18 protein-coding genes are annotated in these 24,131 nt (G+C 57.7%); 4 read left to right on the forward strand and 14 right to left on the reverse strand.

Annotated elements, in window-relative coordinates:
- Positions 1-789: 789 nt before the first annotated feature.
- Entirely contained in the window at positions 790-4,269 is a 3,480-nt protein-coding gene (locus PK28_RS19515; RefSeq protein WP_052430523.1) for an Ig-like domain-containing protein, read from the forward strand.
- A gap of 69 nt (positions 4,270-4,338) precedes the next feature.
- Here PK28_RS19515 and PK28_RS05225 read toward each other — a convergent pair whose 3' ends face one another.
- Positions 4,339-5,592: an MFS transporter gene (locus tag PK28_RS05225; RefSeq protein WP_071885045.1), complete on the reverse strand. Its 1,254-nt coding sequence runs from the start codon at positions 5,590-5,592 to the stop codon at positions 4,339-4,341.
- 81 nt (positions 5,593-5,673) lie between these two features.
- Positions 5,674-6,603, reverse strand: coding sequence for an AraC family transcriptional regulator (locus PK28_RS05230; RefSeq protein ID WP_044512119.1), 930 nt, complete (start codon positions 6,601-6,603; stop codon positions 5,674-5,676).
- Positions 6,604-6,846: 243 nt separating this feature from the next.
- Here PK28_RS05230 and PK28_RS05235 point away from each other — a divergent pair, with 243 nt between their 5' ends.
- The 3 genes from PK28_RS05235 (at position 6,847) to PK28_RS05245 (ending at position 9,440) form a co-directional block, all read left to right on the forward strand.
- Complete coding sequence (locus tag PK28_RS05235; protein ID WP_044512121.1) at positions 6,847-8,373, forward strand: aldehyde dehydrogenase family protein; 1,527 nt, start codon at positions 6,847-6,849, stop codon at positions 8,371-8,373.
- Positions 8,374-8,654: 281 nt separating this feature from the next.
- A complete protein-coding gene (locus PK28_RS20335; RefSeq protein ID WP_156126248.1) occupies positions 8,655-9,011 on the forward strand; it encodes a hypothetical protein in 357 nt (118 codons plus the stop codon).
- A 30-nt stretch (positions 9,012-9,041) separates the two neighbouring features.
- Positions 9,042-9,440, forward strand: coding sequence for a DUF779 domain-containing protein (locus PK28_RS05245; protein ID WP_044512125.1), 399 nt, complete (start codon positions 9,042-9,044; stop codon positions 9,438-9,440).
- A gap of 91 nt (positions 9,441-9,531) precedes the next feature.
- On the opposite strand, the gene PK28_RS05250 is transcribed toward PK28_RS05245, so the two are convergent.
- The 12 genes from PK28_RS05250 to PK28_RS20085 all read right to left on the reverse strand — a co-directional run bounded on the left by PK28_RS05250 (position 9,532) and on the right by PK28_RS20085 (position 24,040).
- Complete coding sequence (locus PK28_RS05250) at positions 9,532-9,999, reverse strand: YybH family protein (RefSeq protein ID WP_044512128.1); 468 nt, start codon at positions 9,997-9,999, stop codon at positions 9,532-9,534.
- Between the two features lie 89 nt (positions 10,000-10,088).
- On the reverse strand, positions 10,089-10,661 hold the full coding sequence (locus PK28_RS05255; RefSeq protein ID WP_044512131.1) for a YMGG-like glycine zipper-containing protein: 573 nt from the start codon (positions 10,659-10,661) through the stop codon (positions 10,089-10,091).
- Positions 10,662-10,870: 209 nt separating this feature from the next.
- Positions 10,871-13,105: a penicillin-binding protein 1C gene (gene pbpC / locus PK28_RS05260; protein ID WP_231576222.1), complete on the reverse strand. Its 2,235-nt coding sequence runs from the start codon at positions 13,103-13,105 to the stop codon at positions 10,871-10,873.
- 307 nt (positions 13,106-13,412) lie between these two features.
- Positions 13,413-13,736: a hypothetical protein gene (locus tag PK28_RS05265; protein WP_044512134.1), complete on the reverse strand. Its 324-nt coding sequence runs from the start codon at positions 13,734-13,736 to the stop codon at positions 13,413-13,415.
- A gap of 105 nt (positions 13,737-13,841) precedes the next feature.
- Positions 13,842-14,786: an N-acetylornithine carbamoyltransferase gene (locus PK28_RS05270; protein ID WP_044512137.1), complete on the reverse strand. Its 945-nt coding sequence runs from the start codon at positions 14,784-14,786 to the stop codon at positions 13,842-13,844.
- Between the two features lie 45 nt (positions 14,787-14,831).
- Positions 14,832-15,197 (reverse strand): hypothetical protein, encoded by a 366-nt coding sequence (locus tag PK28_RS05275; RefSeq protein ID WP_044512139.1) that lies wholly within the window; start codon positions 15,195-15,197, stop codon positions 14,832-14,834.
- A gap of 77 nt (positions 15,198-15,274) precedes the next feature.
- The gene (gene carB, locus PK28_RS05280) at positions 15,275-18,511 is read right to left on the reverse strand and encodes a carbamoyl-phosphate synthase (glutamine-hydrolyzing) large subunit (protein WP_044512142.1); all 3,237 of its coding nucleotides are present in this window, start codon (positions 18,509-18,511) and stop codon (positions 15,275-15,277) included.
- Positions 18,512-18,676: 165 nt separating this feature from the next.
- Positions 18,677-19,762, reverse strand: a complete 1,086-nt coding sequence (gene carA / locus PK28_RS05285) for a glutamine-hydrolyzing carbamoyl-phosphate synthase small subunit (protein ID WP_044512145.1) — start codon at positions 19,760-19,762, stop codon at positions 18,677-18,679.
- Between the two features lie 195 nt (positions 19,763-19,957).
- A complete protein-coding gene (locus PK28_RS05290) occupies positions 19,958-21,121 on the reverse strand; it encodes an aspartate aminotransferase family protein (RefSeq protein ID WP_044512148.1) in 1,164 nt (387 codons plus the stop codon).
- Positions 21,122-21,298: 177 nt separating this feature from the next.
- Positions 21,299-22,279: an N-acetyl-gamma-glutamyl-phosphate reductase gene (argC, locus tag PK28_RS05295; RefSeq protein ID WP_044512151.1), complete on the reverse strand. Its 981-nt coding sequence runs from the start codon at positions 22,277-22,279 to the stop codon at positions 21,299-21,301.
- The gene (argG, locus tag PK28_RS05300; protein WP_044512153.1) at positions 22,269-23,456 is read right to left on the reverse strand and encodes an argininosuccinate synthase; all 1,188 of its coding nucleotides are present in this window, start codon (positions 23,454-23,456) and stop codon (positions 22,269-22,271) included. The genes argC and argG overlap by 11 nt, the downstream gene beginning before the upstream one ends.
- Positions 23,456-24,040: a GNAT family N-acetyltransferase gene (locus tag PK28_RS20085; RefSeq protein WP_044512156.1), complete on the reverse strand. Its 585-nt coding sequence runs from the start codon at positions 24,038-24,040 to the stop codon at positions 23,456-23,458. The genes argG and PK28_RS20085 overlap by 1 nt, the downstream gene beginning before the upstream one ends.
- Positions 24,041-24,131: the final 91 nt, after the last annotated feature.

Genomic DNA, 24,131 nt, shown 5'->3' on the forward strand with positions numbered 1-24,131 from the left:
AAGCAACTGGGCTAAGTTCGAATTTCCTGCCCTAAGTGCATCATACACAATACGTAAACTGAACGATGCTGTTCAGTATTTTTATCGGGTTTGCGGGTGTTTTCAGCTCCTCATTTACTTCTGAAAATAGAGCTGTTCGAAAGATCCTTCCAGCACGCAGAAAGAGACTTTTCTCCCACAAGCAAACGGCACAGCACAGTAGCCGCAGACCCTTCTAAGTCACCTTCTGTTTTCTTTAAACTCCCAGGATAAGGCTTGGTACATTGAGGGCGGGAGCGAAAGACATCGGCGCAAATTGTCTGCTGGAGCCTCTGGTTGTTTTCCCTGATGCAACGAGCCCACGCCACCTGACTATCTACAGATAACACGCGCCGTAAAGCGGCCGCTGGCCGCCGATTCTTTTCGGTTTTGACGCTAGACAATAGCTGGCTTTAGATTGGCCTTCCGGGTGATTTTCAGTATACTAGAGGATGGGTTTGGCTTAGAAAAGTTATAAAATAAACTTTTCTATACGCTTGATACACACGTTGCCTGATAAGGGTAAAGGCTTGTCAGGCTGTTCAAAAGCGAATTGTTGTCAATTGATAAGTCGGGTAGGTACAAAATGGCAACGCTATACGCACAAGTCAAATACAAAATTAACCTGCCAATAAAAGGCGGCCGACGGGCTTCTATTAGCCGTCGAGCTTAAAAAAAATCGACAACCCCAAATAAGGGCCGCTTCCCTTTCGAAAGAATCTGCCGCTACCCGTGTCTTTCCATTCTTAGTCTTTCTAGTTCCCACCACGCATGAAGAAAACCTTTACTCATTCCCTATCAGGCTGGTCACAAGCCAGTCGGCGGCGGCTGGCCGCGGCGGCCCTGCTGCTTTCCGCTACGTTCACTACCCAGGCCCAAACCCTGGTCTGGGAAGATAATTTCGACGGCACGGCCATCAATCCCGACTCCTGGACCTACGATTTTGGGGATGGGTGCGAACGGGGCGTCTGCGGCTGGGGCAACCAGGAACTGCAGTACTATACCAGCCGGACAGAAAATGCCCGCATCGAGGATGGTAGCCTGGTAATTGAAGCCCGTAAGGAAAAATTTCAGACCCGGGAATTCACCTCCGCCCGCCTGAAAACGTTTGGTCGGGTGCAGTTCAAATACGGTACGCTGGAGGCCCGCATTAAAGTGCCGAATCTGAAAAATGGCCTGTGGCCGGCTTTCTGGCTGCTGGGCACTACGGGCAACTGGCCCGCCAGTGGCGAAACCGATATTCTGGAGATGGGAGCTAAGGCCTCTTACCCTGGCAACGTGAATAACTGGGTAAGTGCGGCCCTGCACTGGAGCTATAAAGGCAGCCAGGCCGACTATAGCGAAACCTACAAAAGCGCCACGCCTTTAACCGACGACTACCACGTCTATAAAATGGTGTGGGATGCCCAGTTCATCAAAGTATTTATTGATGGCACCCAGTACTTCTCCGTGGATATCACCAATACCCCGGAGAAGGATATGGAGGAGTTCCATAAGTCGCAGTACATTCTGCTGAATATGGCCGTGGGCGGCAATTATACCGGCCTGCCTGCGGTAAATGATATAACCGCTACGCTGCCCGCCAAAATGCTGGTAGACTACATCCGGCTGTATCAGAGCCCCGGTGATGAGCTGTACCTGGGGAAAGACCATGCCTTCGGCGGCAACTTCGGCATCTATACTGAGCAGACATCTATTACCAATAAGCTGGTATTTGGCGAAGGAGCCGAGCTGTATTACTGGAATAACCTGACCAATATTACCCCAACGCCCGCGGCCTACGAGGGCACGCAGGTGCTGGCGGTGCGGGCCGGCAGCGGCGACTGGTTTGGCATGGGCGTAGATCATGCCCCAATCAACCTGCTTAATTTCGCGCAGGATGGCGCCCTCAGGTTTCAGTTCAAAACCTCCTACACCGGCCAGTTTAAGATTGGGGTGAAAAGCGGCCATGGCGAAAGCTGGATTAATTTCCCGGCGGGCGGGGCTGCGCAGTATGGCCTGGTGCGGGATGGCAGCTGGCACGAGGTAACCATTCCGCTGAGTGCCTTTAACCAGCCTAACGTAGGCATGCACATTGATCTGGGCTCGATGACCAGCCTGTTCATGTTTGCCGGCGACGCTGCTTCCAGCACGGCTGATTTCTTCTTTGATGATATGTACCTGAGCGGCGGGATAATCGCCAACCCGGCGCCCACCGTTACGCTCACCGCTCCAGCGAACAATGCCGTAGTAACCACGCCGGCCAGCATTACGCTCAAGGCCACGGCCGCCGACGAAAACGGCAGTGTAGCCAAGGTAGATTTCTACCAGGGCACCACGCTGCTGGGCACCGATACCAGCAGCCCCTACAGCTTTGCCTGGACCGGAGCCGCCGCCGGCGTGTACACCCTCACCGCCAAAGCCACCGACAATGAGGGCTCCGTGGCTACCTCGGTTCCGGTGACGCTGTTTGTCTCGGCTCCCAACAACAGTGCGCCCACCGTTAGCCTGACGGCCCCGGCAGCCAATGCCAGCTACTTTACCCCGGCCAGCATTACCCTCACGGCCAACGCCGCTGATACGGATGGCTCTATCTATAAGGTGGAGTTCTATCAGGGTACTATGCTGCTGGCAACGGACATGGCCAGCCCCTACACCTATACTTGGACCAGCGCGGTGGCGGGCACCTATGCCCTCACGGCCAAAGCCACCGATAATGGCGGCGCCGTTACCACCTCAACGGCCGTTACAATTACAGTGGCTGATCCGGTAAAGCCCACCGTAACCCTGACCAGCCCCTTGGCTACCGACAAGTTTACGGCCCCGGCTACCCTCACGCTTACGGCTACCGCGGCAGATGCCAACGGCACCATCAGCATGGTGGAATTCTACAACGGTGATACAAAGCTGGGCACCGCCACTACCGCACCCTACTCCTTTGAATGGAAGAACGTGGCCGCCGGCGCTTACTCCCTGACGGCCCGCGCCACCGATAATGATGGCAATACTACCACCTCCGCGGCAGTGGCGGTAGAGGTGAAAACCCTGGCCTGTACCGGCCTGGCCGCCAACGGCGACTACAGCTACGAAGTGTTCAGCCAGGATGGCAATGTGACTTACACGTTCCATCCGCTGGGTGCTACGGCCGGGGGCAACCTGGGCCTGATTTACATTCAGGAAGGCGGCGTAGGCGCTTACCCTGGCTACCCCATGACCAAGAATGCGGCGGGAGATTTCACCTTCTCTAAGCCTATTGCCACGGGTATAGCCACCAGCTTCTACTTCACCTATCAGGTAGGCGCGGGCGGTCCGGAGCGCAACTCCGCTGACAAGCCCCATTCCTACACCGTGGGACAGAGCTGCGATACGAGCGGCCCCGATAATGCCGCTCCTACGGTTAGCCTCACGGCCCCGCTGGCCACCGGCCAGTATGTGGCGCCCGCCACCATCACGCTCACGGCCACGGCCGCTGATACGGATGGGACCATAGCGAAAGTGGAGTTCTTCCAGGGAAATACCAAGCTGGGGGAAGATGCTACGGCCCCCTACTCCTATGAGTGGGTGAAGGTGTCCGCCGGCTCTTATGCGCTGACCGCCAAGGCCACGGACAATGCCGGCAAAAGCACCACCTCAGCGGCGGTAACCATAACCGTGGCCGGTACTGATGGCTACTGCGCTACTACCGACGATTATAGTTTTAAGGCCATAACCATGGGCGAAAATGTAACCTACACGTTGCATCCCCTGGGCGCCACGGCCGGCGGCAACCTGGCTATTATCTACATTCGGGAAGGCAGTGAAGGCGCTTATCCGGGCTACACCATGGAGAAGAATGCCGCCGGGGACTTCACCTTCACCAAAACAATTGCTACAGGTGTAGTAACCAGTGTATACTTCACCTACCAGGTAGGCGCGGGTGGGCCGGAGCGCAACTCTGCCGAGAAACCACATTTGTATGTGGTGGGCGCCAGCTGCGCCGCTACGCCTACGCCTAACAAGCCAGCTTCCATGGTGGAGGGTTTCTCGGTGTATCCCAACCCCGGACAGAGCCGCACGGCGGTATCATTCTCTATGCTGGTCTCGGGTCAGTACAGCCTGGCTGTGTATGACTTAAAAGGCAGCCGCGTGCAGGTAGTAGCCGCCGGTTCTGCGGCGGCCAACCAGAAAATAGCCAAGGAGCTGTTGCTTTCCTCGTACGCCAACGGGGTGTATCTGCTGAAGCTGGTAACCGACCACGGTGTGGCTACCAAGCGTTTGGTGGTGAGCCACTAGTATTTGAACGCACCATAAGAAAGCCCCGGCTGTATGGTCGGGGCTTTTTTATGCTTTATGGGTATGGGGCTACTCTTCTGACAGCGCAGTAGCCACACCAGCACCGGGCCGCCCATAAAAGCGGTTAACCAGGTAGCCCGCCACGCCAAACGCCAGCCCCACGGCGCATACGCCCGGCCAGTGGAAATGCGCCCAGGCCTGCCCGCCCAGCCAGGAGCCCAGGGAGGCACCAATGAAAGCAGCCGTCATATACACCGTATTCAGGCGGCTGCGGGCTTCGGGCAGCAGGGAAAAAATGCGTGATTGGTTGGAAATGTGGGTCATCTGCTGGCCTACATCCAGAATAACAACGGCCAGAATCAGCCCTACCAGATAGTACCCACCAAACAGCAAGAGCACAAAAGACCCTACACACAGCAGAATGCCAATGTTGAGGGCAAAGTCGGCGCCTTTGCGGTCGGCGGAGCGGCCGGCAAGGGGCGAGGCCAGGGCCCCGCTGGCGCCAATAAGGCCGAACAGGCCGGCTACATCACTATGGTAGTTGTAGGTGCTGCTTTCCAGGAAAAACACCAGCGTAGTCCAGAAAGCGCTGAAGCCGGCAAACATGCACAAGCCCACCAGCGCCGAGCGGCGCAGCGTAGGGAGGTCGCGGGTGAGGGTGCCCAGCGAGCGAAGCAGGCTGGCGTAGCTGCCGGTAAACGTGGGCTGATTGCGCGGCAGCATGCGGGCCAGAATGCCGGTGAGCACCACCATCACGCCGGCGCCCACCCAGAACATGGTGCGCCAGCCAAAATGCGCGCCCACGTATCCGCTGATGGTACGGGATACGAGAATGCCGATAAGCAAACCGCTCATAACTTTACCTACCACACGGCCGCGCTCCTCATTGCTGGCCAGGGAAGCCGCCATGGGAATCAGCAGCTGCGGCACCGAAGAGAAAATGCCAATCAGCAGGCTGGCAGCTACCAGCAACGCAAAGGAAGGCGCAAAGGCCGCCCCTGCCAGACACACCGCCGCGCACAGCAGCAAAGCCAGAATCAGGCTTTTTCGCTCCCGCTTATCACCCAGGGGCACCACAAACAGCAGCCCCAGCGTGTAGCCTACCTGCGTAATGGTGGCTACCAGACTCACCCGGCTATCGGAAAGACCAAAGGTTTTGCCTATTTCAGCCAGCAGCGGCTGGTTGTAGTAGATATTAGCCACCACCAACCCGCAGGTAATGGCCATCAGCCATACCAAAGCAGGAGCAACAGGCGGGTGGGACGGAATAGGACGAGCGTCCTCTATCACGGGCTGGGGTGCAGCCACTACGGCATCTTTCATAGGAGGCAAAATTACGGCGGCTATTATTGCCGCCGCTTTACTGGCCTCACACCAACCCCAAGTCAGCCGAAAAGGTTGTGCCTATCCGGCTGCATACTGCTTTTTGTACAGCCCCGGCGTTACGCCTTCATATTGCTTAAACAGCTTCTGGAAGTACGCCGTGTTATTGAAGCCCGTCCGGAAGCACACGTCCGTAACGGTGGTAAGCGGGTTGCGCAACAGGCGCTTGGCTTCGGCCAGGCGCTCCTGAATCACATATTCTACGGGCGTGAGGCCCAGCTCGCGCTTAAACACCCGGAAAAAGGTGGCCTTGCTCATGCAGGCCAGCTCACTCAGCTTCTCAATGGTAATCTGCTCCGTGAGGTGCTGCTTGATGTACTGCACCACGTGGGCAAAGCGGTGGGAGGTGACGTGCTCCTTATAGTTATGAAAGAGCAGCTGCCGGGCCTGGGTCTGCATCAGGCGCACCAGCATTTCCTGAATGGTGAAGTTGGCCAGCACATCCTTCACGCGGCCCGTATCCTGCGAAAGCAGCACCAGGCGCTCCAGGGTGCTGGTAAGCTCGGGCGTGTTCTGAAAATGGGCGTGCTCGGCGGTGTCCAGCTGCCAGGGTAGGTGCTCTTCGGCGCGGGGCGAGTGCTCGTTGAGCAGGTCTACGGTTTGCCGGATGGTATCGGTGGGAATAGCTACGGCCAGGCATTGCGTGGGCTGGGCCTCATTGGCTTCCGGGAAATCAATAACCATGGTTTCATCCTTGCCTACCACTACCGACTCCCCCGGCAGGTAATCGAAAGCCGGGCGGCCAGCCAGGTGCATCACTTTCTTGCCTCGCAACATAGTGGTAAGCACCACGTGGCCCATGCTGAGCGGTACCTGGTGGGCCGTGCGGTGGGTTTCAAACACGTTCAGCTCAAAGGCTTCCAGCGTGTACACGGTGCGGTTTTCCACCAGCGTGGTCAGCTGCTCTGGCTGGCGCAGGGAAATGGGAGCGGGCAGGTGATGGGTAGGCATGGGTGGGGAGTCCGATGGAAAGCCTGAACGCGGGAAAAGCACTGCTACTCTATATACAATAGCCGCCGGGCGCTAATTGTTCATTTCCAAGGCCCACTGCCGAAGCGTAATGGCCTATAGCAGAGTGACAAGCCCAACGGCAACTTGCGACAATAGGCGGCATTTCTGAGAGTATAATACAACTATTTCGGCAGGATAAGAAGCTAGCTTGGGATATCCGAAACCCACACAAAATCCCCATCCATGGAAACCTTAGAAAAACCCACCACCTTGGTTGCCCGTCCCCAATTTAAAACCCACTACGATAATTTTATCGGCGGCAAATGGGTAGCGCCTGTGAAAGGGCAGTATTTCGAGAATCCCTCGCCCATTGATGGTAAAGCATTTACCAAAGTAGCCCGCTCCACCAAAGAAGACATTGAGCTGGCCCTGGATGCCGCCCACGAAGCCTTTAAATCCTGGAGTAAAGCCTCGGCCACCACGCGCAGCAACGTGCTGCTGAAAATTGCCGACATCATGGAGGCCAACCTGGCCCACCTGGCGGCGGTAGAAACCGTGGAAAACGGCAAAGCCATTCGGGAAACCATGGCCGCCGACCTGCCCTTGGCCATCGACCACTTTCGCTATTTCGCGGGCGTGATTCGGGCCGAGGAAGGCTCTGCTACCGAGCTGAATGAAACTACCCTTTCCCTGGTTATTCAGGAGCCGCTGGGCGTAGTAGGCCAGATTATCCCCTGGAACTTCCCGCTGCTGATGGCCACCTGGAAAATTGCGCCGGCCCTGGCCGCCGGCTGCTGCGTGGTGGTAAAGCCCGCCGAGCAAACGCCCGCCAGCATTATGGTGCTGATGGAGCTGATTCAGGACGTGCTGCCCCCCGGCGTGATTAACGTAGTAAACGGCTTCGGGCTGGAAGCCGGCAAGCCGCTGGCCAGCAACAAGCGCGTGCAGAAAGTAGCCTTCACCGGCGAAACCACCACCGGCCGCCTGATTCTGCAGTACGCCGCCGAAAACATCATTCCCGTGACCATGGAGCTGGGCGGCAAGTCGCCGAACATCTTCACGAAGTCGGTGATGGACCACGATGATGACTTCCTGGATAAGTGCCTGGAAGGTGCCGCCATGTTTGCCCTGAACCAGGGCGAAATCTGCACCTGCCCCTCGCGCCTGCTCATCCACGAAGACATCTATGATGAGTTTATGCCCCGCCTGATTAAGCGGGTAGAGGCTATTAAGCTGGGCCACCCCCTGGATATGGAAACCATGATGGGTGCTCAGGCCAGTAACGACCAGTACGAGAAAATCCTGAGCTACCTGGAAATTGGTAAGGCCGAAGGCGCTGAGGTGCTGACAGGCGGAGACGCCCACTTCCACGACCATCCAGAGTTAACCGACGGCTACTACATTAAGCCCACCATCTTCCGGGGCCACAACAAAATGCGCATCTTCCAGGAGGAAATCTTCGGGCCGGTGCTGTCCGTTACTACCTTCAAAACCAATGAAGAAGCCATTGAGCTAGCCAACGACACGCTCTACGGCCTGGGCGCCGGCCTCTGGAGCCGCGATGCGCACGAACTGTACCAGATGCCCCGTGCCATTCAGGCCGGCCGCGTGTGGGTAAACTGCTACCACGACTACCCCGCGGGCGCGCCCTTCGGTGGCTACAAAGCTTCCGGCTTTGGCCGCGAAAACCACAAGATGATGCTGGCCCACTACCGCCAGACCAAAAACATGCTCATCAGCTACAGCCAGCAGAAACTGGGCTTCTTTTAACAAGTGAAGTGATGGAAGGTGAAGTTTTGTTTCTAGTATCCTAAATCACCTGTCATCCTGAGCTTGGCGAAGGACCTTATCACGCAAGTAAGAGTCGTTGTTTCCGTGGTTGTTCAACTGGCATAAGGTCCTTCGCCAAGCTCTGGATGACAGATTCTTTGGCAACATCAGCCCGCGAGATGCTTCGCCTGCGCTCAGTATGGCGTTGTGGTTTCTAGCCGCAGCTAAGCATCTTTTCGGTAGCTTGTTGGGTACTATGTTAACAACCAAGGTATCTGTCTATGAAATTTCTGTTGCTGCCCGCTGCTCTACTGTTCGGACTTTCTGCCCACGCGCAATTATTGCCGGTACCCGGCACCTCAAACCCGGATTGGACGATAAAAAAAGCAGTGCCACTTGCTACGTATCCGTGGCCGGTGCAGCGCATGGGTACCGACCGGATGCCTAACGCCGCGCAAAAAAGCATTGCCAGCAGTGGCAACCAGCATTACCATTGGGATGCTAAAAAGCAGCTGGTGTACACCTGGCTCAGCCGCCCGGGCAGCCAAACCATTGCTCCGGATAAGGAAGTAACCGTGCGCGACGACCGCACGGATACCCTTTATATATTCCGGCGCGCCCAGCCCAAAAGGCGCTAGCTGGCGTCACTCACCTAACTATTCCTGCGCATGCCCACGCCCCGCGTCCTCGTAACCCAAGCCGCCGAAGCCACCATTGATGTGCTGCGCGATGAGCACGGCCCTTTAATGTTCCACCAGAGCGGTGGCTGCTGCGACGGCTCCTCGCCCATGTGCTTTGCCAAAGGTGAGTTCCGCATTGGCGGCAATGACGTATGGCTGGGCCAGATTCACGGCTGCGACTTCTTCATGAGCACCAGTCAGTTTGAGTACTGGCAGCATACCCAGCTCACCGTAGACGTAACCAAAGGCCGGGGTGCCAGCTTCTCACTGGAAATACCACTGGGCGTGCGCTTCCTGATTCGGTCCCGGCTGTTCACAGAGGAAGAGTCCCGGGATATGGCGCCGGTGCTGGAAGGGGAAGAATACCTGGCTAATCAGGCGTCCTAACCTACCTGGAATGATCCGAAATACAAAAAAAACACCCCGTCAGATAACTGACGGGGTGTTTTTTTGTACTGCAAGGCAGCGGAGCCGCTGCTTACTTGGCTTTAACGGGCAGGCCTTCCAGCTGCGCATAGCTTAGCTTCCAAAGGCCTTTGGCATTCTTTTTCCAGATCAGAACAAAGTTGCCTTCGCCTTCGCCCATGGGCTGACCGGGGGCGGCGGGCAGTACATCTACCGAGAAAGTACCGGCCTCATACGCCATTTGGGTGTCCGAGCCGGAGCTTACCGGGTTAAGGCGCAGGTCGGAAATGGTGTTGATGGTTTCCCGCACCCAGCGGTTAGAAACCTCCGACTTGCCCTGGTAGTGGGCTTCGCCCTGCAGGTAATGCACATCATCCGCCATCATCGTATCCAGCTGCATGGCATTCTTGCTGTTCCAGGCACCAACAAACTGCTGGTCCAGCGTTTGAACATTCGCGGCATCCGTCTTTTCTTCTGTTTTGGTACAGGAGGAGGAAGCAAGGGCTGCCGTAGCGAGCATTAGCAACAGATAGGGCTTCATAGAGCCAAGGGGGTTTGGTGAAGAATAAAAAGAAATTCGCCGACTCCGGCACTAAGCTGGAGTCGGCGAAACTAACGGAGAATCCGGACTTACCAGCTCTTTCTACGATATTCCGAGGTAGGATATTCCGTAGAACGTTCCCCATACGAGGCATTCGGCAAATAAGCTGCGTTCATGGGCATTGGCGTGCCATTGCTGGCGTACATCATGGCCGGGATAGAAGCGGCGGCAAAGCCGGAAGCCATGCCAGGGTATTGCTGCTGCTGACCTACGGCCAGTCCATTGTTCTTTTCGGAAGCGTTCTGCTGACGACGAGCCAGGGCATTACGCTCAGCACGGGCGGCAGCGGCCTGACGCTCGGCGGCGGCAGCGCGGTTATTAGCGGCTACGCGGGCTGCCTCAGCGGCACGGGCTTTGCGCTTGTTGTCGATGCTCTTACCAATTACATAACCGGTACCAGCACCGGCGGCTGCGCCTACTGCGCCACCAACTACCCGGTTACGCTTATGAATGAGGGCACCGGCGGCCGCGCCACCCACGCCACCAATAATGGCGCCTTTAGCTTGTGGGCTCCAGGGCTTCTTAGTTTGCGCCTGAGAAAAATTGGTAAAGGCTATATTGAGCAGAAATACGAGGCTCAAAATCAGACTGACCTTTTTCATAATACTAGACTTTAGGTTTCAGAAGATTGTTACGCTTGTGATAAGCACTTTTGCAAGCACCGTGCCATAACGGGAAACCACCTGTTGGGGTTCCATCTGCAAAAGCACAAATATGGGCTGCAGCGTAATAGAAATGGCCTTTTTAGCTAGCCGCAGCCACATATAACGCCGAATAAACAGCTCGGTTTTGCCTCCCGTTTTCGGGCATATCAGAGTTGCGTAACCGTTACCAGTACATCGGTATTGCGGCCGTGGTCGTCGGCGCAGGATATTTTTACCGGGCCGGTTGGGGGCCGGAAAAACACCCGCTCATTAGCGCCGGCCGCCCGTAGAAACTGGTCGTTCACGTACCAATACACCTGGCGCACCTCGTTGTCGGTGGTGCAGCTGAGTAGAAGCTGCTGCTTTTCGTGGCTATTCAGTACATACTCAGTATTAGGGGTGGGCGAGGTAATGCTGGGTGCCCGTTCCGGACCGGCCTGTACCAGCTGGCATTGGGGGTTGTGCTCCGGCAGCCGGCGGTAAGGAATGCCTTGTGCTTCTTTGTAAGCGGCTATTTCCGGCAGCAGATTGGGGTATAGCTCCCGCCGGAAGCCGGCTGCCGGCGCGCAGGCCCGGCAATACGTAAAATGACCATCGGCAGAAAGCAGTACTTCCCGTTGGTGCTGGCACCGCTGCCCCGAGGAAACCCCTGGCAGAAAGTAATCAATCAGCTGGTTGGGGCAATTTTCCCCCGGCACCAGGCCGGTTTCGGCGCACACCAGCCGGAAATCCAGCGCGGCGGGCGGCACAAACCAATCGTTAGGCGAGTTGTAGGCTACGGCATTAAACAAATCAAAGAGCAGGGGTGTGGCTACATCGGCGCCGGTGAGGGCCGGGCTGCCCTGGCCGTTGAAATTGCCCACCCACACGCCAATGGTGTATTGCTTGTTGTAGCCAATGCTCCAGGCGTCGCGGCGGCCGTAGCTGGTGCCGGTTTTCCAGGCTACTTTGGGCAGGCGCAGGCTGCTGGCGGCTCCCAGCGGCAAATCGGGGCGGGTAAGCTGGGCCAGAATATCGGTCGTTAGAAAAGCAGATGCCTCGGAAAATAGCCTGTTGGAAGAGGTTTTGGGCGATGCCGTGAGCCTCAGATGAGAGTAGCGGCCGCCGTTAGCCAGCGTAACATATAGGTTGGTGAGCTCTTCCAGACTGGCCCCACAGCCGCCCAGAATACTGCTTAGGCCCAGGCGCGGGGCATTGCGCGTTATATTCCGGAAGCCCGCCTGCCGCAGTTTATCCGTGAAAGAGGGCACGCCCAACTCCTGCAGCACGCGCACGGCCGGAATGTTGAGGGAGTAAGCCAGGGCCCGCTCCAGCGTCACTTCGCCATTGCAATGCTTGTCGTAGTTCTCAGGGCGGTAGCCCTGAAAGTTGGTGGGCACATCGGGCAGCATGCGTTTGGGCGTTACCAGGCCACGGTCCATAGCCAGGGCATACAGAAACGGCTTCAGCGTGCTGCCCGGCGAGCGAACCGCCTGCACGCCATCATTCTGGCCCTGGTGGGCAAAGTCCCGAAAATCGGCGGAGCCCACGTAGGCCTCTACCTGCCGCGTGCGGTTATTGATGACGAGCACCGCGGCTTGGGTAATGCCCCGCTCATAGAGGCGGCGCACGTAGTTGCGCGTGAGGTCTTCGACCTTGCTTTGCTTGTTTCTACTAAGCGCCGACCTGATAATGGCCTGCTGGGGAAACTGCCGCACCAACCGCCGCGAAAAGTGCGGGGCCAGCGCCGGGGCCGCATGGCGCCGTACCTGCAAAGGCTCCAGCAGGGCATCTTCTATATCCTGTTGGGGAAATAACCCTGCCTGGGCAAAGCGCCGCAGCCAGCGGTTGCGCTCCTGCAGCACTGCCGCGTTGTTTTTACCTAAAATCAGGCCCCGGGGCCGGTTGGGAATAATGGCCAGCGTTACCGTCTGAGCCAGCGACAGGTAATCCGGGGGCTGCTGGAAGTAGAGCAGGGCTGCCGATTTTACGCCTTCTACGTTGCCGCCGTAGGGCACCAAATTCAGGTAGAGTTGCAGAATCTCTGCCTTACTATAATGCAGCTCCAGCTGCGTGGCGCGCAGCATTTCCAGCAGCTTGTTTCCGAAGGAGCGCTCCTTGGGTTCCAATAGCCGGGCCACCTGCATGGTAATGGTACTGGCTCCGGTGGTGCGGCCTGTGCCAAATATATTGCGCGCGGCGGCCTGTACCAGGGCCACGGGGTTCACGCCCAAATGCCAGTAAAACCATCGGTCTTCCTTTTCCACTATGGCCTTGCGCAGGGCGGGTGTAATTTCGCGCAGCTCGGTTTTCATCCGCCACTTTTGGGTGGGGTTGAGGTAAGCATGCAGTACCGAGCCATCGGCGGCCAGCACAATAGGGGAGTACTGCGGCGGTGGTGGAATTGGGAAAAACCAGTTCAAAAGAAAGCCGCCGCCCACTACCAGCAATAGTAGGAGCGCATACCGCCGCCACCGCCCAGGCGGAGTAGAAAGGAATGCAAAAAATGCCCGGGGCTTCACCCTCGCAAGATATAGAACAGCCAGTAAGAGCGGATACTTAATCAGGGGAGCGTTGCTCTGAACCACAGCCGGCTGCGGAGGAAATACCGCCTGGTTTTCCTCCTCAAACAAAGCCTATAAATCGAACCGGAACGCCCATTGCCGCATATAAAAAGCCCGACCCCAGGAACTGGAGTCGGGCTCTGAGAAGCGCTAAAGTAAAAGCAGGTTATTCCGCCTTCATCTTCGACTTCTTCTTCTTGTTTTTTACTTTTTTCACGTCAGCAGGCTGAGTAGTTGCCACTGCGTCAGCAGCAACGGCGGTACCCGTTTGCGTTTCTATGGTAGTTGTGGTAGCCGGAGCCGTCGTAGTAGGGGTGGTTACGGTCGTGTTTACGGTGCCCGCAGCAGCGGGAACGGCCGTGCCTACCTGAGTTTCCACGGTGGTGCCTTGCGTAGGCTGGGTAGTGGTGGTAGTGGTGGTGCTGGTTTGTGCGTTAGCAGCAGTAACACCGGTTACGAGGAGTGCGGCGAGGACAAATACCTTCTTCATGGGTAAGGGATAAGGTGAACGTTCCGAAATGACTGCTTCGCCATTTCGACCTCGCCTTGAACGGGGCATTCTGTCCATTGTTATATCGTACCCGAATTATACACTTTACTTCAGCAGCTCATGTAGCACGGTTTGCATGGAAAATACCCGGTTCCCGGCCTCCTGTATCACCAGGGAGTTAGGCGAATCCAGAATAGCATCCGATACTTCCACGTTGCGGCGCACGGGCAGGCAATGTAGAAATTTAGCGTGGTTGGTGCCGGCCATGTGCTCGGGCGTCAGCATCCACGCGGGGTCGTTGCTGATGACCTGGCCGTAGTTCTGGTAGCTGCTCCAGTTCTTAGCCTGCACGAAGTCGGCCCCTTCCAGCGCCTTTTTCTGGTCGTACTCAATGCGGGCGCCTTTCGTGAATCTGGGGTCCAGTTCGTAGCCCTCAGGGTGGGTGATGACGAAGTCCACCCAGTCTACTTCCGAGAACCAGTCGCAGAAGGAGTTGGGCACGCACTGGGGTAGGGCCCGCACGTGTGGGGCCCAAGTCAGCACCACTTTCACGCGCTCTTTCTGCTTGTGCTCGGCTACCGTAATCAGGTCGGCGAAGCTTTGCAGCGGGTGCAGCGTGGCGCTTTCCAGGCTTACCACGGGCACGGTGGCGTACTTCAGAATCTTGTTGAAGACTTCCTCGCTGTAGTCGGCCTCGCGGTCCTTGAGCGTGGGGAAGGTGCGCACGCCCAGCACGTCGCAGTACTGGCTCATTACGGCAATGGCCTCCTTAATGTGCTCCTGGGTGCCGCCGTTCATCACCGCGCCATCGGCCATTTCCAGGGTCCAGGAATCGGCCCCGGCGTTGAGCACCCAGGCCTGCGCGCCCAGGTTGTAGGCCGCCTTCACCGAGCTAAGCCGGGTGCGCAGGCTGGGGTTGAAGAAAATCAGCCCCACAGTCTTATTCCTGCCGATGTGCTGGTAGCCAAACGGATTCGCCTTTATTTCCAGAGCTTGCTGCAACAGGGCTTTATAGTCGCCCGCATCGGCGAAAGAGGTGAAGTTTTTCATTTGGTATGGTGTAGCGCAAAGTGCAATTCTTATGCTCTTACGCTTTTAATTATCTGTAAAAATGGTGTCGCTACGAAAGATATTCCAGTCATTATTTGACTGCTTTCGCGCCACACCTTCAATTAATACTGCTGCCTTTTCACCTTTCAACTTGATTGAAAACTGCAGAGAATCACGCTCTAAGTTTTGCTTTTCGAAACTATATTCTTCAGAAAATATATCTCCTGTTCTACTCAATATGCGGCCTGATACCTTGGCATTATTGACAGCATTCTGAATAACATCAGGAGTCTGGGTGATTATGTACAGATGTGTAGCTTTTGAAAAAGCAAAGGCGAAAAGACAAAACCCTAAGAAAGACAGTAGAGCTTTTCCCCGGTTTTTCTTAAAAAAGCTGATTGCCTCTTTCATAATATTGTCACTGCTATAATGTGATTTAAAGCTCAGAAAAGTCACGATGAGTATGACGTTCCTGAGCTTTAAAGTAATTACATGGCTTTATACTCCTTCCAGCTCTTGATCTTCAGATCCTTCATCTCCAGCGTGCAGAAAGCCTGAATAAAGGCCTTGGCCAGCCGCGCATTGGTCAGCAGCGGAATGCCGAAGTCCACGGCCGTGCGGCGGATGCGGTAGTCGTTGTCCAGCTCACCCTTGCTCAGGTTCTTGGGGATGTTGAGCACCAGCTCGATTTGCTTCTCCTTCAGATACGTCAGCACGTTGGGCTCCTGCCGCTCGTCGGGCCAGAAGACCAGCGTGCTGGGCACCTGGTGCTCGGCCAGGAAGCGGTGCGTGCCCGCTGTGGCGTAGAGCGCGAAGCCGTGCTGCACCAGCAGGCGGGCCGAGTCCAGCAGCGCCACCTTCGAGAGCAGCGGGCCGCTGGAGAGCAGCACCGTTTTCTGCGGAATCTTATAGCCCACCGAGAGCATGGCCTTGAGCAGCGCTTCCTCGGCCGTGTCGCCCAGGCAGCCCACCTCGCCGGTGGAGGTCATGTCCACGCGCAGCACCGGGTCGGCGCCGGGCAGGCGGGTGAAGGAGAACTGCGGGGCCTTTACCCCCACGAAGGGCAGATCGTAGACCAGCTCGCTGGCGTCGCGCGTCACTTTCTTCCCCAGCAGTACCTGGGTGGCCTTCTGGATCAGGTTGTGGCCCGAGACCTTGCTCACGAAGGGGAAGGAGCGGGAGGCGCGGATGTTGCACTCAATCACCCGGATTTCGCGGTTTTTCTCCAGAAACTGGATGTTGAAGGGCCCGCTGATTTCAAAGCGCTTGGCAATCTTCTCGGCAATGATCTTGAGCTTGCGCACCGTGCCCACGTACACGCGCTGGGGCGGGTAGTACATGGTCGCGTCGCCGGAGTGCACGCCGGCAAACTCCACGTGCTCGGAAATGGCGTAGCTCACGATTTCGCCCCGGTCGGCCACGGCGTCCAGCTCAATTTCCTTGGCCTCCTGGATGAACTCGGAGACCACCACCGGGTATTCGGCACTGACTTCCTTCGCAGCTTTGAGGAATTCTTCCAGCTCGAAGGCATTGGACACCACGTTCATGGCCGCCCCCGACAGCACGTAGCTGGGCCGGATCAGCACGGGGTAGCCCACCTCATTTACGAAGTCGAACATGGCTTCCAGCGAGGTGAGCTCCTGCCAGCGGGGCTGGGCAATGCCCAGCTCATCGAGGATAGAGGAGAACTTGTGGCGGTTTTCCGCCTGGTCAATCATGGCCGCCGAGGTGCCCAGGATGGGCGCCTTGGCCTCGGCCAGGCGGGTGGCCAGGTTGTTGGGAATCTGCCCGCCCGTGGAGAGAATCACCCCGCCCGGCTGTTCAAAGTCCAGAATGTCCAGCACCCGCTCGAAGCTCAGCTCCTCGAAGTAGAGCCGGTCCGAGACGTCGTAGTCGGTGGAGACGGTTTCGGGGTTGTAGTTGATGATAATCGTCTTGTAACCCTCGGCCGCGGCCGTCTGCACGGCCTGCACGCCGCACCAGTCAAACTCCACGGAGGAGCCGATGCGGTACACGCCCGAGCCCAGCACCATGACGGACTTATCAGTTTCCGGCGCTAAATCATGTTCCGTGCCGTGGTAGGTGGTGTAGAGGTAGTTGGTCTGGGCCGGGAACTCGGCCGCCAGCGTGTCAATCTGCTTGATGACGGGCAGCACGCCCAGGGCTTTGCGGCGGGCGCGTACCCGCAGCTCGTCGGCCTTCACGTCGCCTTCCCCCAGCAGCTGCACGGCAATCTGCTGGTCGGAAAAGCCAGCTTTTTTGACGTCGCGCAATAGCGCGGTGTCCAGCCCGTCGAGGCCGCCGTTGGTACGGCCTTCGGCAAGCTTTTGGCCTAACTGGAAAATGGTATATAAGCGCTGCAGAAACCACAAGTCGATTTTGGTCAGCTCATGGACCTGCTGGATGCTGTAGCCGGCCTCAAAGGCCAGATTGATAGCGAAGATGCGCTCCTCGTTGGGCTCGCGCAGCAGCTGGTCGATGGCGGCGTTATCCAGCTCGTCCTCGGCCCGGTTGGCCACAAAGCCGCGCTTGCCCGTGTCGAGCATGCGCAGGCCCTTCTGAATGGCTTCCTCAAAGCTTTTGCCGATGGCCATCACCTCGCCCACGCTCTTCATGGCCGAGCCGATCTGCCGGTTCACGCCCGCGAACTTGCCCAGATCCCAGCGCGGCAGCTTGACCACCACGTAGTCCAGGGCCGGCTCAAAGAAGGCCGAGGTGGTCTGCGTCACGCTGTTTTTCAGCTCGGCCAGTGAGTAGCCCAGACTCAGCTTGGCGGCCACGAAGGCCAAGGGGTAGCCCGTGGCCTTGGAGGCCAGGGCCGAGGAGCGCGAGAGGCGCGCATTCACTTCAATGACGCGGTAGTCCTCGGATTTCGGGTCCAGCGCATACTGAATGTTGCACTCGCCCACGATGCCCAGGTGGCGGATGGTCTGAATGCCGAGGCGGCGCAGCTTGTGGTACTCCCGGTTGCTCAGCGTCTGCGACGGCGCTACTACGATGCTCTCCCCGGTGTGGATGCCGATGGGGTCGAAGTTCTCCATGTTGCAGACCGTGATGCAGTTGTCGTAGGCATCGCGCACCACTTCGTACTCCACTTCCTTCCAGCCCTTCAGCGACTCCTCCACCAGAATCTGGTCCGAGGTGGTGAAGGCCTTCTGGGCCAGGGCCCGCAGCTCGTCGAAGTTGTTGGCAAAGCCGCTGCCCAGCCCGCCCAGCGCAAAGGCGGCCCGCACGATGATGGGAAAGCCGATTTTTTCGGCGGCGGCCAGCGCGTCGTCCAGCGTGGTGACGGCCACGCTGCGGGCCGAGAGCACACCAATCTGCCCGAGCTTCTCCTTGAAGATATCCCGGTCCTCCGTGTCGATGATGCTCTGCACGGGCGTGCCCAGCACCTGCACGTTATACTTGTCGAACACGCCGGCGCGGTACAGGGCCACGGCGCAGTTCAGGGCCGTCTGCCCGCCGAAGGCCACCAGAATGCCGTCGGGCTGCTCCTTTTTGATGACTTCCTCCACGAAGTAGGGCGTCACGGGCAGAAAGTACACGTCGTCGGCCAGGCCCTCGGAGGTCTGCACGGTGGCGATGTTGGGGTTGATCAGGAGGGTGCGGATGCCTTCCTCTTTCAGGGCCTTGAGCGCCTGCGAGCCGGAGTAGTCGAACTCGCCGGCCTCGCCGATTTTCAGCGCGCCGGAACCAAGGATCAGGACTTTCGTGGGTTTGTTCATGCGAAGGGTTGGGTAACAGACCACCAGGGATGGTCGTGTTAGAAAGGCAGACGGGTTAACAGTGAGTTATGCCGAGCGCAGCGAAGCATCTTTACCTCGGGAGTAAGCAGATTGGCTCAACGCAGCGGGCAAGATGCTTCGACGAGCTCCGCATGACGGGCTTATTTACTTTGGCTGAGCAGCCTTATACTCTGCTACTGCCGTCAAAAAGTCATCGAACAGAAACTCCGTATCCTGGGGGCCGCCGGCGGCTTCAGGGTGGAACTGGGTGGAGAAGAACGGTTTCGACACGTGCCGGATGCCTTCGCAGGTGCCGTCGTTCAGGTTCTCGAACAGCACGCGCCACTCGGCCGGCAGCGTTTTAGGGTCGACGGCGAAGCCGTGGTTCTGGCTGGTGATGTAGCAGCGCTGCGTGCCGGTCAGCCTGACGGGCTGGTTGTGGCTGCGGTGGCCGTACTTGAGCTTAAACGTGTCCCCGCCCGCGGCCAGGCCCATGAGCTGAGAGCCCAGGCAGATGCCGAAAATGGGCTTGTCCTGCTGCAGGGCTTGCTGCAGGTGGGCAATGGTGGCCTGGCACATCTTCGGGTCGCCCGGGCCGTTGCTCAGGAACAGGCCATCGTATTCCAGGGTGGTGAAATCGTAGTCCCAGGGCACGCGGATGAGCGCCACGTCGCGCTCGAGAAAGCAGCGGATGATGTTGGTCTTGGTGCCGCAGTCCACCAGCACGATTTTGTGCTGGCCGTGGCCGTAGCGGGTGACCTCCGTGGGGCTGACCTGGGCCACCAGGTTGTCCAGGTTGGGGTCGTGGAAGGGCACATCTTCCTTGGCTACAATTTTGCCCAGCATGGCACCCTTCTCGCGCAGCTTCTTGGTGAGCATCCGGGTGTCCACACCGAAGATGCCGGGAATGTTATACTCCTGCAGCCAGTCACCCAGGCTTTTGGCCGCGTTCCAGTGGCTGTGCTCCTGGGAGTAGTAATTGACCACCAGGCCGGCAATGTGCACCTTGTCCGACTCGAAGATCCGGGAAATCGACTCGTAGAGCTCCTCGCCGGGCACACCGTAGTTGCCCACCATGGGGTAGGTGAGCACCAGGATCTGGCCGGCAAAGGAGGGGTCGGTCAGGTTTTCCGGGTAGCCCGTCATGGCCGTGCTGAACACGACCTCGCCGGCGGCGGAGGTAAAGGCGCCGAACGATTGGCCCTCGAGTTCGGTGCCGTCTTCCAGAATGAGTTTTACTGTTTGGGTCATCAATAGATGGAAATTCTTCGTGGTGGTAGCCGGTGTGAGGCTATTCAATTCCCCTCCTCAGCTGAGGAGGGGTGCCCGAAGGGCGGGGTGGTTGACAATCGTTGAATAACTTTTAGCATTAGCTCTAAAAATCGTTCTGCCGTTTCAACCACCCCTAACCCCTCCTCAGCTGAGGAGGGGAACTAGTTTTTAGCTCTAATCCAGTGCCGAAGCCTGCGAAATTGCTTCTACTGATTTCTCGGTCAGTGCATACAGCGCCTGCAGGAAACGGTCAACCTCAGCCTTGGTGATATTCAACGGCGGCAGCAAGCGCAGCACCGTAGGGTCGGAGGCGTTGCCTACGAAGATGTGGTAGTCCGAGAGCAACTTGTCGCGCACATCTTTGATGGGGAAATCGTACTTGATGCCCACCATCAGGCCGCGGCCGCGGATTTCTTCAGCACCGGCATTGGCTTCCAGCTCCGTGCGGAGGTAGTGGCCCATTTCGGTGGCGTGAGCCAGTAGGTTTTCCTGCTCAATAACTTCCAGAACGGCCAGCGCAGCGGCGCAGGCCAAGTGGTTGCCGCCGAATGTGGTGCCCAGCAGGCCGTAGGAGGCTTTCAGCTCCGGCGCAATCAGGATGCCGCCGATGGGGAAGCCGTTGCCCATGCCTTTTGCTACCGAAATAACATCGGGCCGGATGCCGACGTACTGATGCGCGAAGAACTTGCCGCTACGGCCGTAGCCGCTCTGCACTTCATCAGCAATCAGCAGCGCGCCATATTGCTTACACAGTGCGGCCAGGCCCTGCAGGAACTCATCGGAAGGCATAATAATGCCGCCCACACCCTGAATCGGCTCGATGATGGCCGCACAAACGTCGCCGCCCTGCAGCACCTGCTCTACTGCCGCCAGGTCATATTCCACGAAGGAAATGGCGTGGTCAGCGTTGAAAGGCGCTACAATTTTGGGGTTATCAGTAGCGGCCACTGCGCCAGACGTACGGCCGTGGAAAGCGCCTTTAAAGGCGACTACACGCTTCTTGCCGGTGTGGAAGGACGCCAGTTTCAGGGCGTTTTCGTTGGCCTCAGCCCCGGAGTTGCACAGGAACAGCGAGTAGTCCTCATAGCCCGATACCTTACCCAGCTTCTGGGCTAGCTCGCGCTGAATCGGAATCTGCACAGAGTTGGAGTAGAAGCCAATGTTCTGCAACTGCTCGGTGAGGCGCTGCACGTAGTGCGGGTGGCTGTGGCCAATGGAAATCACGGCGTGGCCACCGTAGAAATCCAGGTATTCCTGGCCCTTATCGTCCCAGAGTTTCGCGCCCAGCGCCTTTACCGGCGTGATGTTGACGAGTGGATATACGTTGAAAAGCTCCATAGTATAGAAGTGAGAGCTGAGAGCTGAGAGGTTAGAACTTAGAGGCAGTCGTCAGAAATCAGAAAAAGAACGTCATTCCGAGCGCAGCCGAGGAATCTCGCGTGCTGATGTTGCAGTAGTAATCCGGACGTCAGCACGCGAGATTCCTCGGCTGCGCTCGGAATGACGTATAGTGGGTTAGAACAGTCCTGCTTTCAAATTCAAGCCCGTCGTTTCGGGCAGGCCGAAGAGCAGGTTCATATTCTGGATTGCCTGGCCGGAAGCGCCTTTCACCAGATTGTCAATAACCGAGGTGATAAGCAGCTGCTTGCCGAATTTCTGCACGTGCAGCAGGCACTTGTTGGTGTTGACCACCTGCTTCAAATGAATTTCCTTGTCCGAAACCGTGGTGAACGGTGCATCGGCGTAGAACTTCTGGTACAGCGCCCGCGCCTCTTCCTGCGTCAGGTCCGACGGTGTATAAACGCTGGCGAAAATGCCGCGTGAGAAGTTGCCGCGGTAGGGAATGAAGTGGATGTCCAGGTCCAGCGGCGTCTGCAGCTGCGCCAGGCTCTCCCCAATTTCGCTGAGGTGCTGGTGGGTGAAGGGCTTGTAGATGGACACATTATTCGTGCGCCACGAGAAGTGCACCGTCTCCGACAAGCTCTGCCCCGCACCCGTGGAGCCCGTAATAGCCGACACATGCACATCATCCGTCAGCTTACCGGCCTGCGCCAGCGGCAGCAAGGCCAGCTGAATGGCCGTAGCAAAGCAGCCGGGGTTGGCAATGCTCTGGGCCTGCTGTATGCGGCTTTTATTCAGCTCCGGCAGCCCGTACACAAACTCGCGGCCCGCAAACTCGGCGTCGGCTTCCAGGCGGAAGTCGTTGCTCAGGTCGATGATGTGGGTAGTTTCCGGCAGCTCGTGCTTTTCCAGCCACGCTTTGGAGTTACCGTGGCCCAGGCATAGAAATACCACGTCCTCATCACCCACCAGCTCCGAGGCAAATACTAGGTCGGTTTCGCCCACCAGATCATCGTGCACCTGATACACGGGGTTACCGGCATTAGATGAACTCACGATACCGCCCAGCTCCACAAATTCGTGGTGCAGCAGAATACGGATCAGCTCCCCGGCGGTATAGCCGGCGCCGCCCACGATGCCAACCTTAATTTTCATCGTTGAAAGAGGAGTGAATCCGCAGCTGATTGCTGAAGATTTTGATGAAGCCTTTGGCGTCGCGGCCGTCCCAGGCGTCGTTTTCTTCGCCGTAGGTAGCCACTTTGGAGCGCATCATGTCGTACTTCGACTCGATGCCCTGCAGCTCGAACTGATACGGTTTCAGGGTCACGAACACCTTACCCGATACCCGCTCCTGCGACGAAGTGAGGAAGGCCTCGAAGTCGCGCATTACCGGGTCGAGGTACTGGGCCTCGTGCAGCAGCGTGCCGTACCAGTTGGCCACATAGTCCTTGTGCAGCAGCTGCCAGCGCGAGGAGGTGTGCTTTTCCAGCAGGTGGTGGGCTTTCAGCAGAATCAGCGGGGCCGGAGCTTCGAAGCCGACGCGGCCTTTGATGCCCAGAATGGTGTCGCCCACGTGCGTGTCGCGGCCAATGGCGTAGGTGCCGGCCAGCTCATTCAGCGCCTGAATCAGCGCTACCGGGTCCATCAATTCACCGTTCAGGGCCACCGGCTCGCCTTTTTCAAAGGTGATTTCAATGCTGGCAGGCTCGGTTTCGCTGATCTGGGTGGGGTAGGCAGATTCGGGCAGGGCCTGGTTGGAGGTAAGTGTTTCTACGCCACCCACGCTGGTGCCCCAGATACCCTTGTTGATGGAGTATTTGGCCTTTTCCCAGCTCATCTCGAAGCCGTGTTGGTTCAGGAAGTCAATTTCCGCCTGGCGCGAGAGTTTCAGGTCGCGTATAGGGGTAATGATTTCCGTGTTGGGGGAAATCACGGAGAAAGCCACGTCGAAACGCACTTGGTCGTTGCCGGCGCCGGTGCTGCCGTGGGCAATGTAGTCGGCCTGGTGCTCCCGGGCGTACTCGGCCAGGGCCAGCGACTGGAACATGCGCTCCGCGCTGACACTCAGCGGATAGGTGTCGTTTTTCAGCACATTGCCGAAAATGAGGTAGCGCAGGCAGTCGTGGTAGAAACGCTGGGTCACGTCAATCACCTCGTGCTTGGAGGAGCCCAGCTCGTAGGCCCGCTTCTCGATGGCGGCCAGCTCTTCCTCGGAAAAGCCGCCGGAGTTGACGATAACCGTGTGCACCTCCAGACCCAGCTCGCGGGTGAGGTACACAGCGCAGAAAGACGTATCCAAACCGCCGCTGTAGGCGAGAACTACCTTTTTCATTAGTGCTGTTGAGGTTCTTCGATGAAGTTGATGGTTTCCTGGGGCTGCTGGGCGTACTGGTCGTTGAGGTTATCGTAGACCATGCCCGTGCACAGGCACATTTTGCGGTTGTTGTCCTGCAGAATCTGGTAGTTTTTGCAGCTGGCGCAGCCTTTCCAGAAGTCGTCGCTCTGGGTCAGGTCCTGGAACGTAACGGGGCGGTAGCCCAGCTCGCTGTTGATTTTCATCACAGGCCCGCTGGTAGTGATACCGAAGATCTTGGCCTGCGGGTACTTGGTGCGCGAAAGCTCAAACACGCGGTGCTTGATGGCGCGGCCCAGGCCTTCCTTCCGCAGATCGGTGTTCACAATCAGACCCGAGTTGACGACAAATTTGTTGTCCTCAAAGGTCTCGATATAGCAGAAGCCGGCCAGCTGGTCGTCCAGAAAGGCAATGATGGCGTCGCCGCGTTCCATCTTCTTAATCAGATAGTTGGGGTCGCGCTTGGCGATGCCCACGCCCCGTTGCTTGGCCGACTGCTCGTACCATTGACAAAGCGTTTCCACATACTGCGCGTCGGCAGCATTCGCAACTCGTAGAATCATGGGAAAAGTGACGATGGGGCCTATCCGGACAGGAAACGGCAGAAAGTCGGGGAGGGGAAGTAGCAGATGCACGGGGCAAACCGCCCGCAGA

It is taken from the genome of Hymenobacter sp. DG25B (genome assembly GCF_000801315.1).
In the GTDB taxonomy this organism is placed as follows: domain Bacteria; phylum Bacteroidota; class Bacteroidia; order Cytophagales; family Hymenobacteraceae; genus Hymenobacter.

Coding starts and splice junctions, on each gene's coding strand:
- PK28_RS19515 (WP_052430523.1), top strand. CDS start 790: ATGAAGAAAACCTTTACTCATTCCCTATCAGGCTGGTCACAAGCCAGT.
- PK28_RS05225 (WP_071885045.1), bottom strand. CDS start 5,592: ATGAAAGATGCCGTAGTGGCTGCACCCCAGCCCGTGATAGAGGACGCT.
- PK28_RS05230 (WP_044512119.1), bottom strand. CDS start 6,603: ATGCCTACCCATCACCTGCCCGCTCCCATTTCCCTGCGCCAGCCAGAG.
- PK28_RS05235 (WP_044512121.1), top strand. CDS start 6,847: ATGGAAACCTTAGAAAAACCCACCACCTTGGTTGCCCGTCCCCAATTT.
- PK28_RS20335 (WP_156126248.1), top strand. CDS start 8,655: ATGAAATTTCTGTTGCTGCCCGCTGCTCTACTGTTCGGACTTTCTGCC.
- PK28_RS05245 (WP_044512125.1), top strand. CDS start 9,042: ATGCCCACGCCCCGCGTCCTCGTAACCCAAGCCGCCGAAGCCACCATT.
- PK28_RS05250 (WP_044512128.1), bottom strand. CDS start 9,999: ATGAAGCCCTATCTGTTGCTAATGCTCGCTACGGCAGCCCTTGCTTCC.
- PK28_RS05255 (WP_044512131.1), bottom strand. CDS start 10,661: ATGAAAAAGGTCAGTCTGATTTTGAGCCTCGTATTTCTGCTCAATATA.
- PK28_RS05265 (WP_044512134.1), bottom strand. CDS start 13,736: ATGAAGAAGGTATTTGTCCTCGCCGCACTCCTCGTAACCGGTGTTACT.
- PK28_RS05270 (WP_044512137.1), bottom strand. CDS start 14,786: ATGAAAAACTTCACCTCTTTCGCCGATGCGGGCGACTATAAAGCCCTG.
- PK28_RS05275 (WP_044512139.1), bottom strand. CDS start 15,197: ATGAAAGAGGCAATCAGCTTTTTTAAGAAAAACCGGGGAAAAGCTCTA.
- carB (WP_044512142.1), bottom strand. CDS start 18,511: ATGAACAAACCCACGAAAGTCCTGATCCTTGGTTCCGGCGCGCTGAAA.
- carA (WP_044512145.1), bottom strand. CDS start 19,762: ATGACCCAAACAGTAAAACTCATTCTGGAAGACGGCACCGAACTCGAG.
- PK28_RS05290 (WP_044512148.1), bottom strand. CDS start 21,121: ATGGAGCTTTTCAACGTATATCCACTCGTCAACATCACGCCGGTAAAG.
- argC (WP_044512151.1), bottom strand. CDS start 22,279: ATGAAAATTAAGGTTGGCATCGTGGGCGGCGCCGGCTATACCGCCGGG.
- argG (WP_044512153.1), bottom strand. CDS start 23,456: ATGAAAAAGGTAGTTCTCGCCTACAGCGGCGGTTTGGATACGTCTTTC.
- PK28_RS20085 (WP_044512156.1), bottom strand. CDS start 24,040: ATGATTCTACGAGTTGCGAATGCTGCCGACGCGCAGTATGTGGAAACG.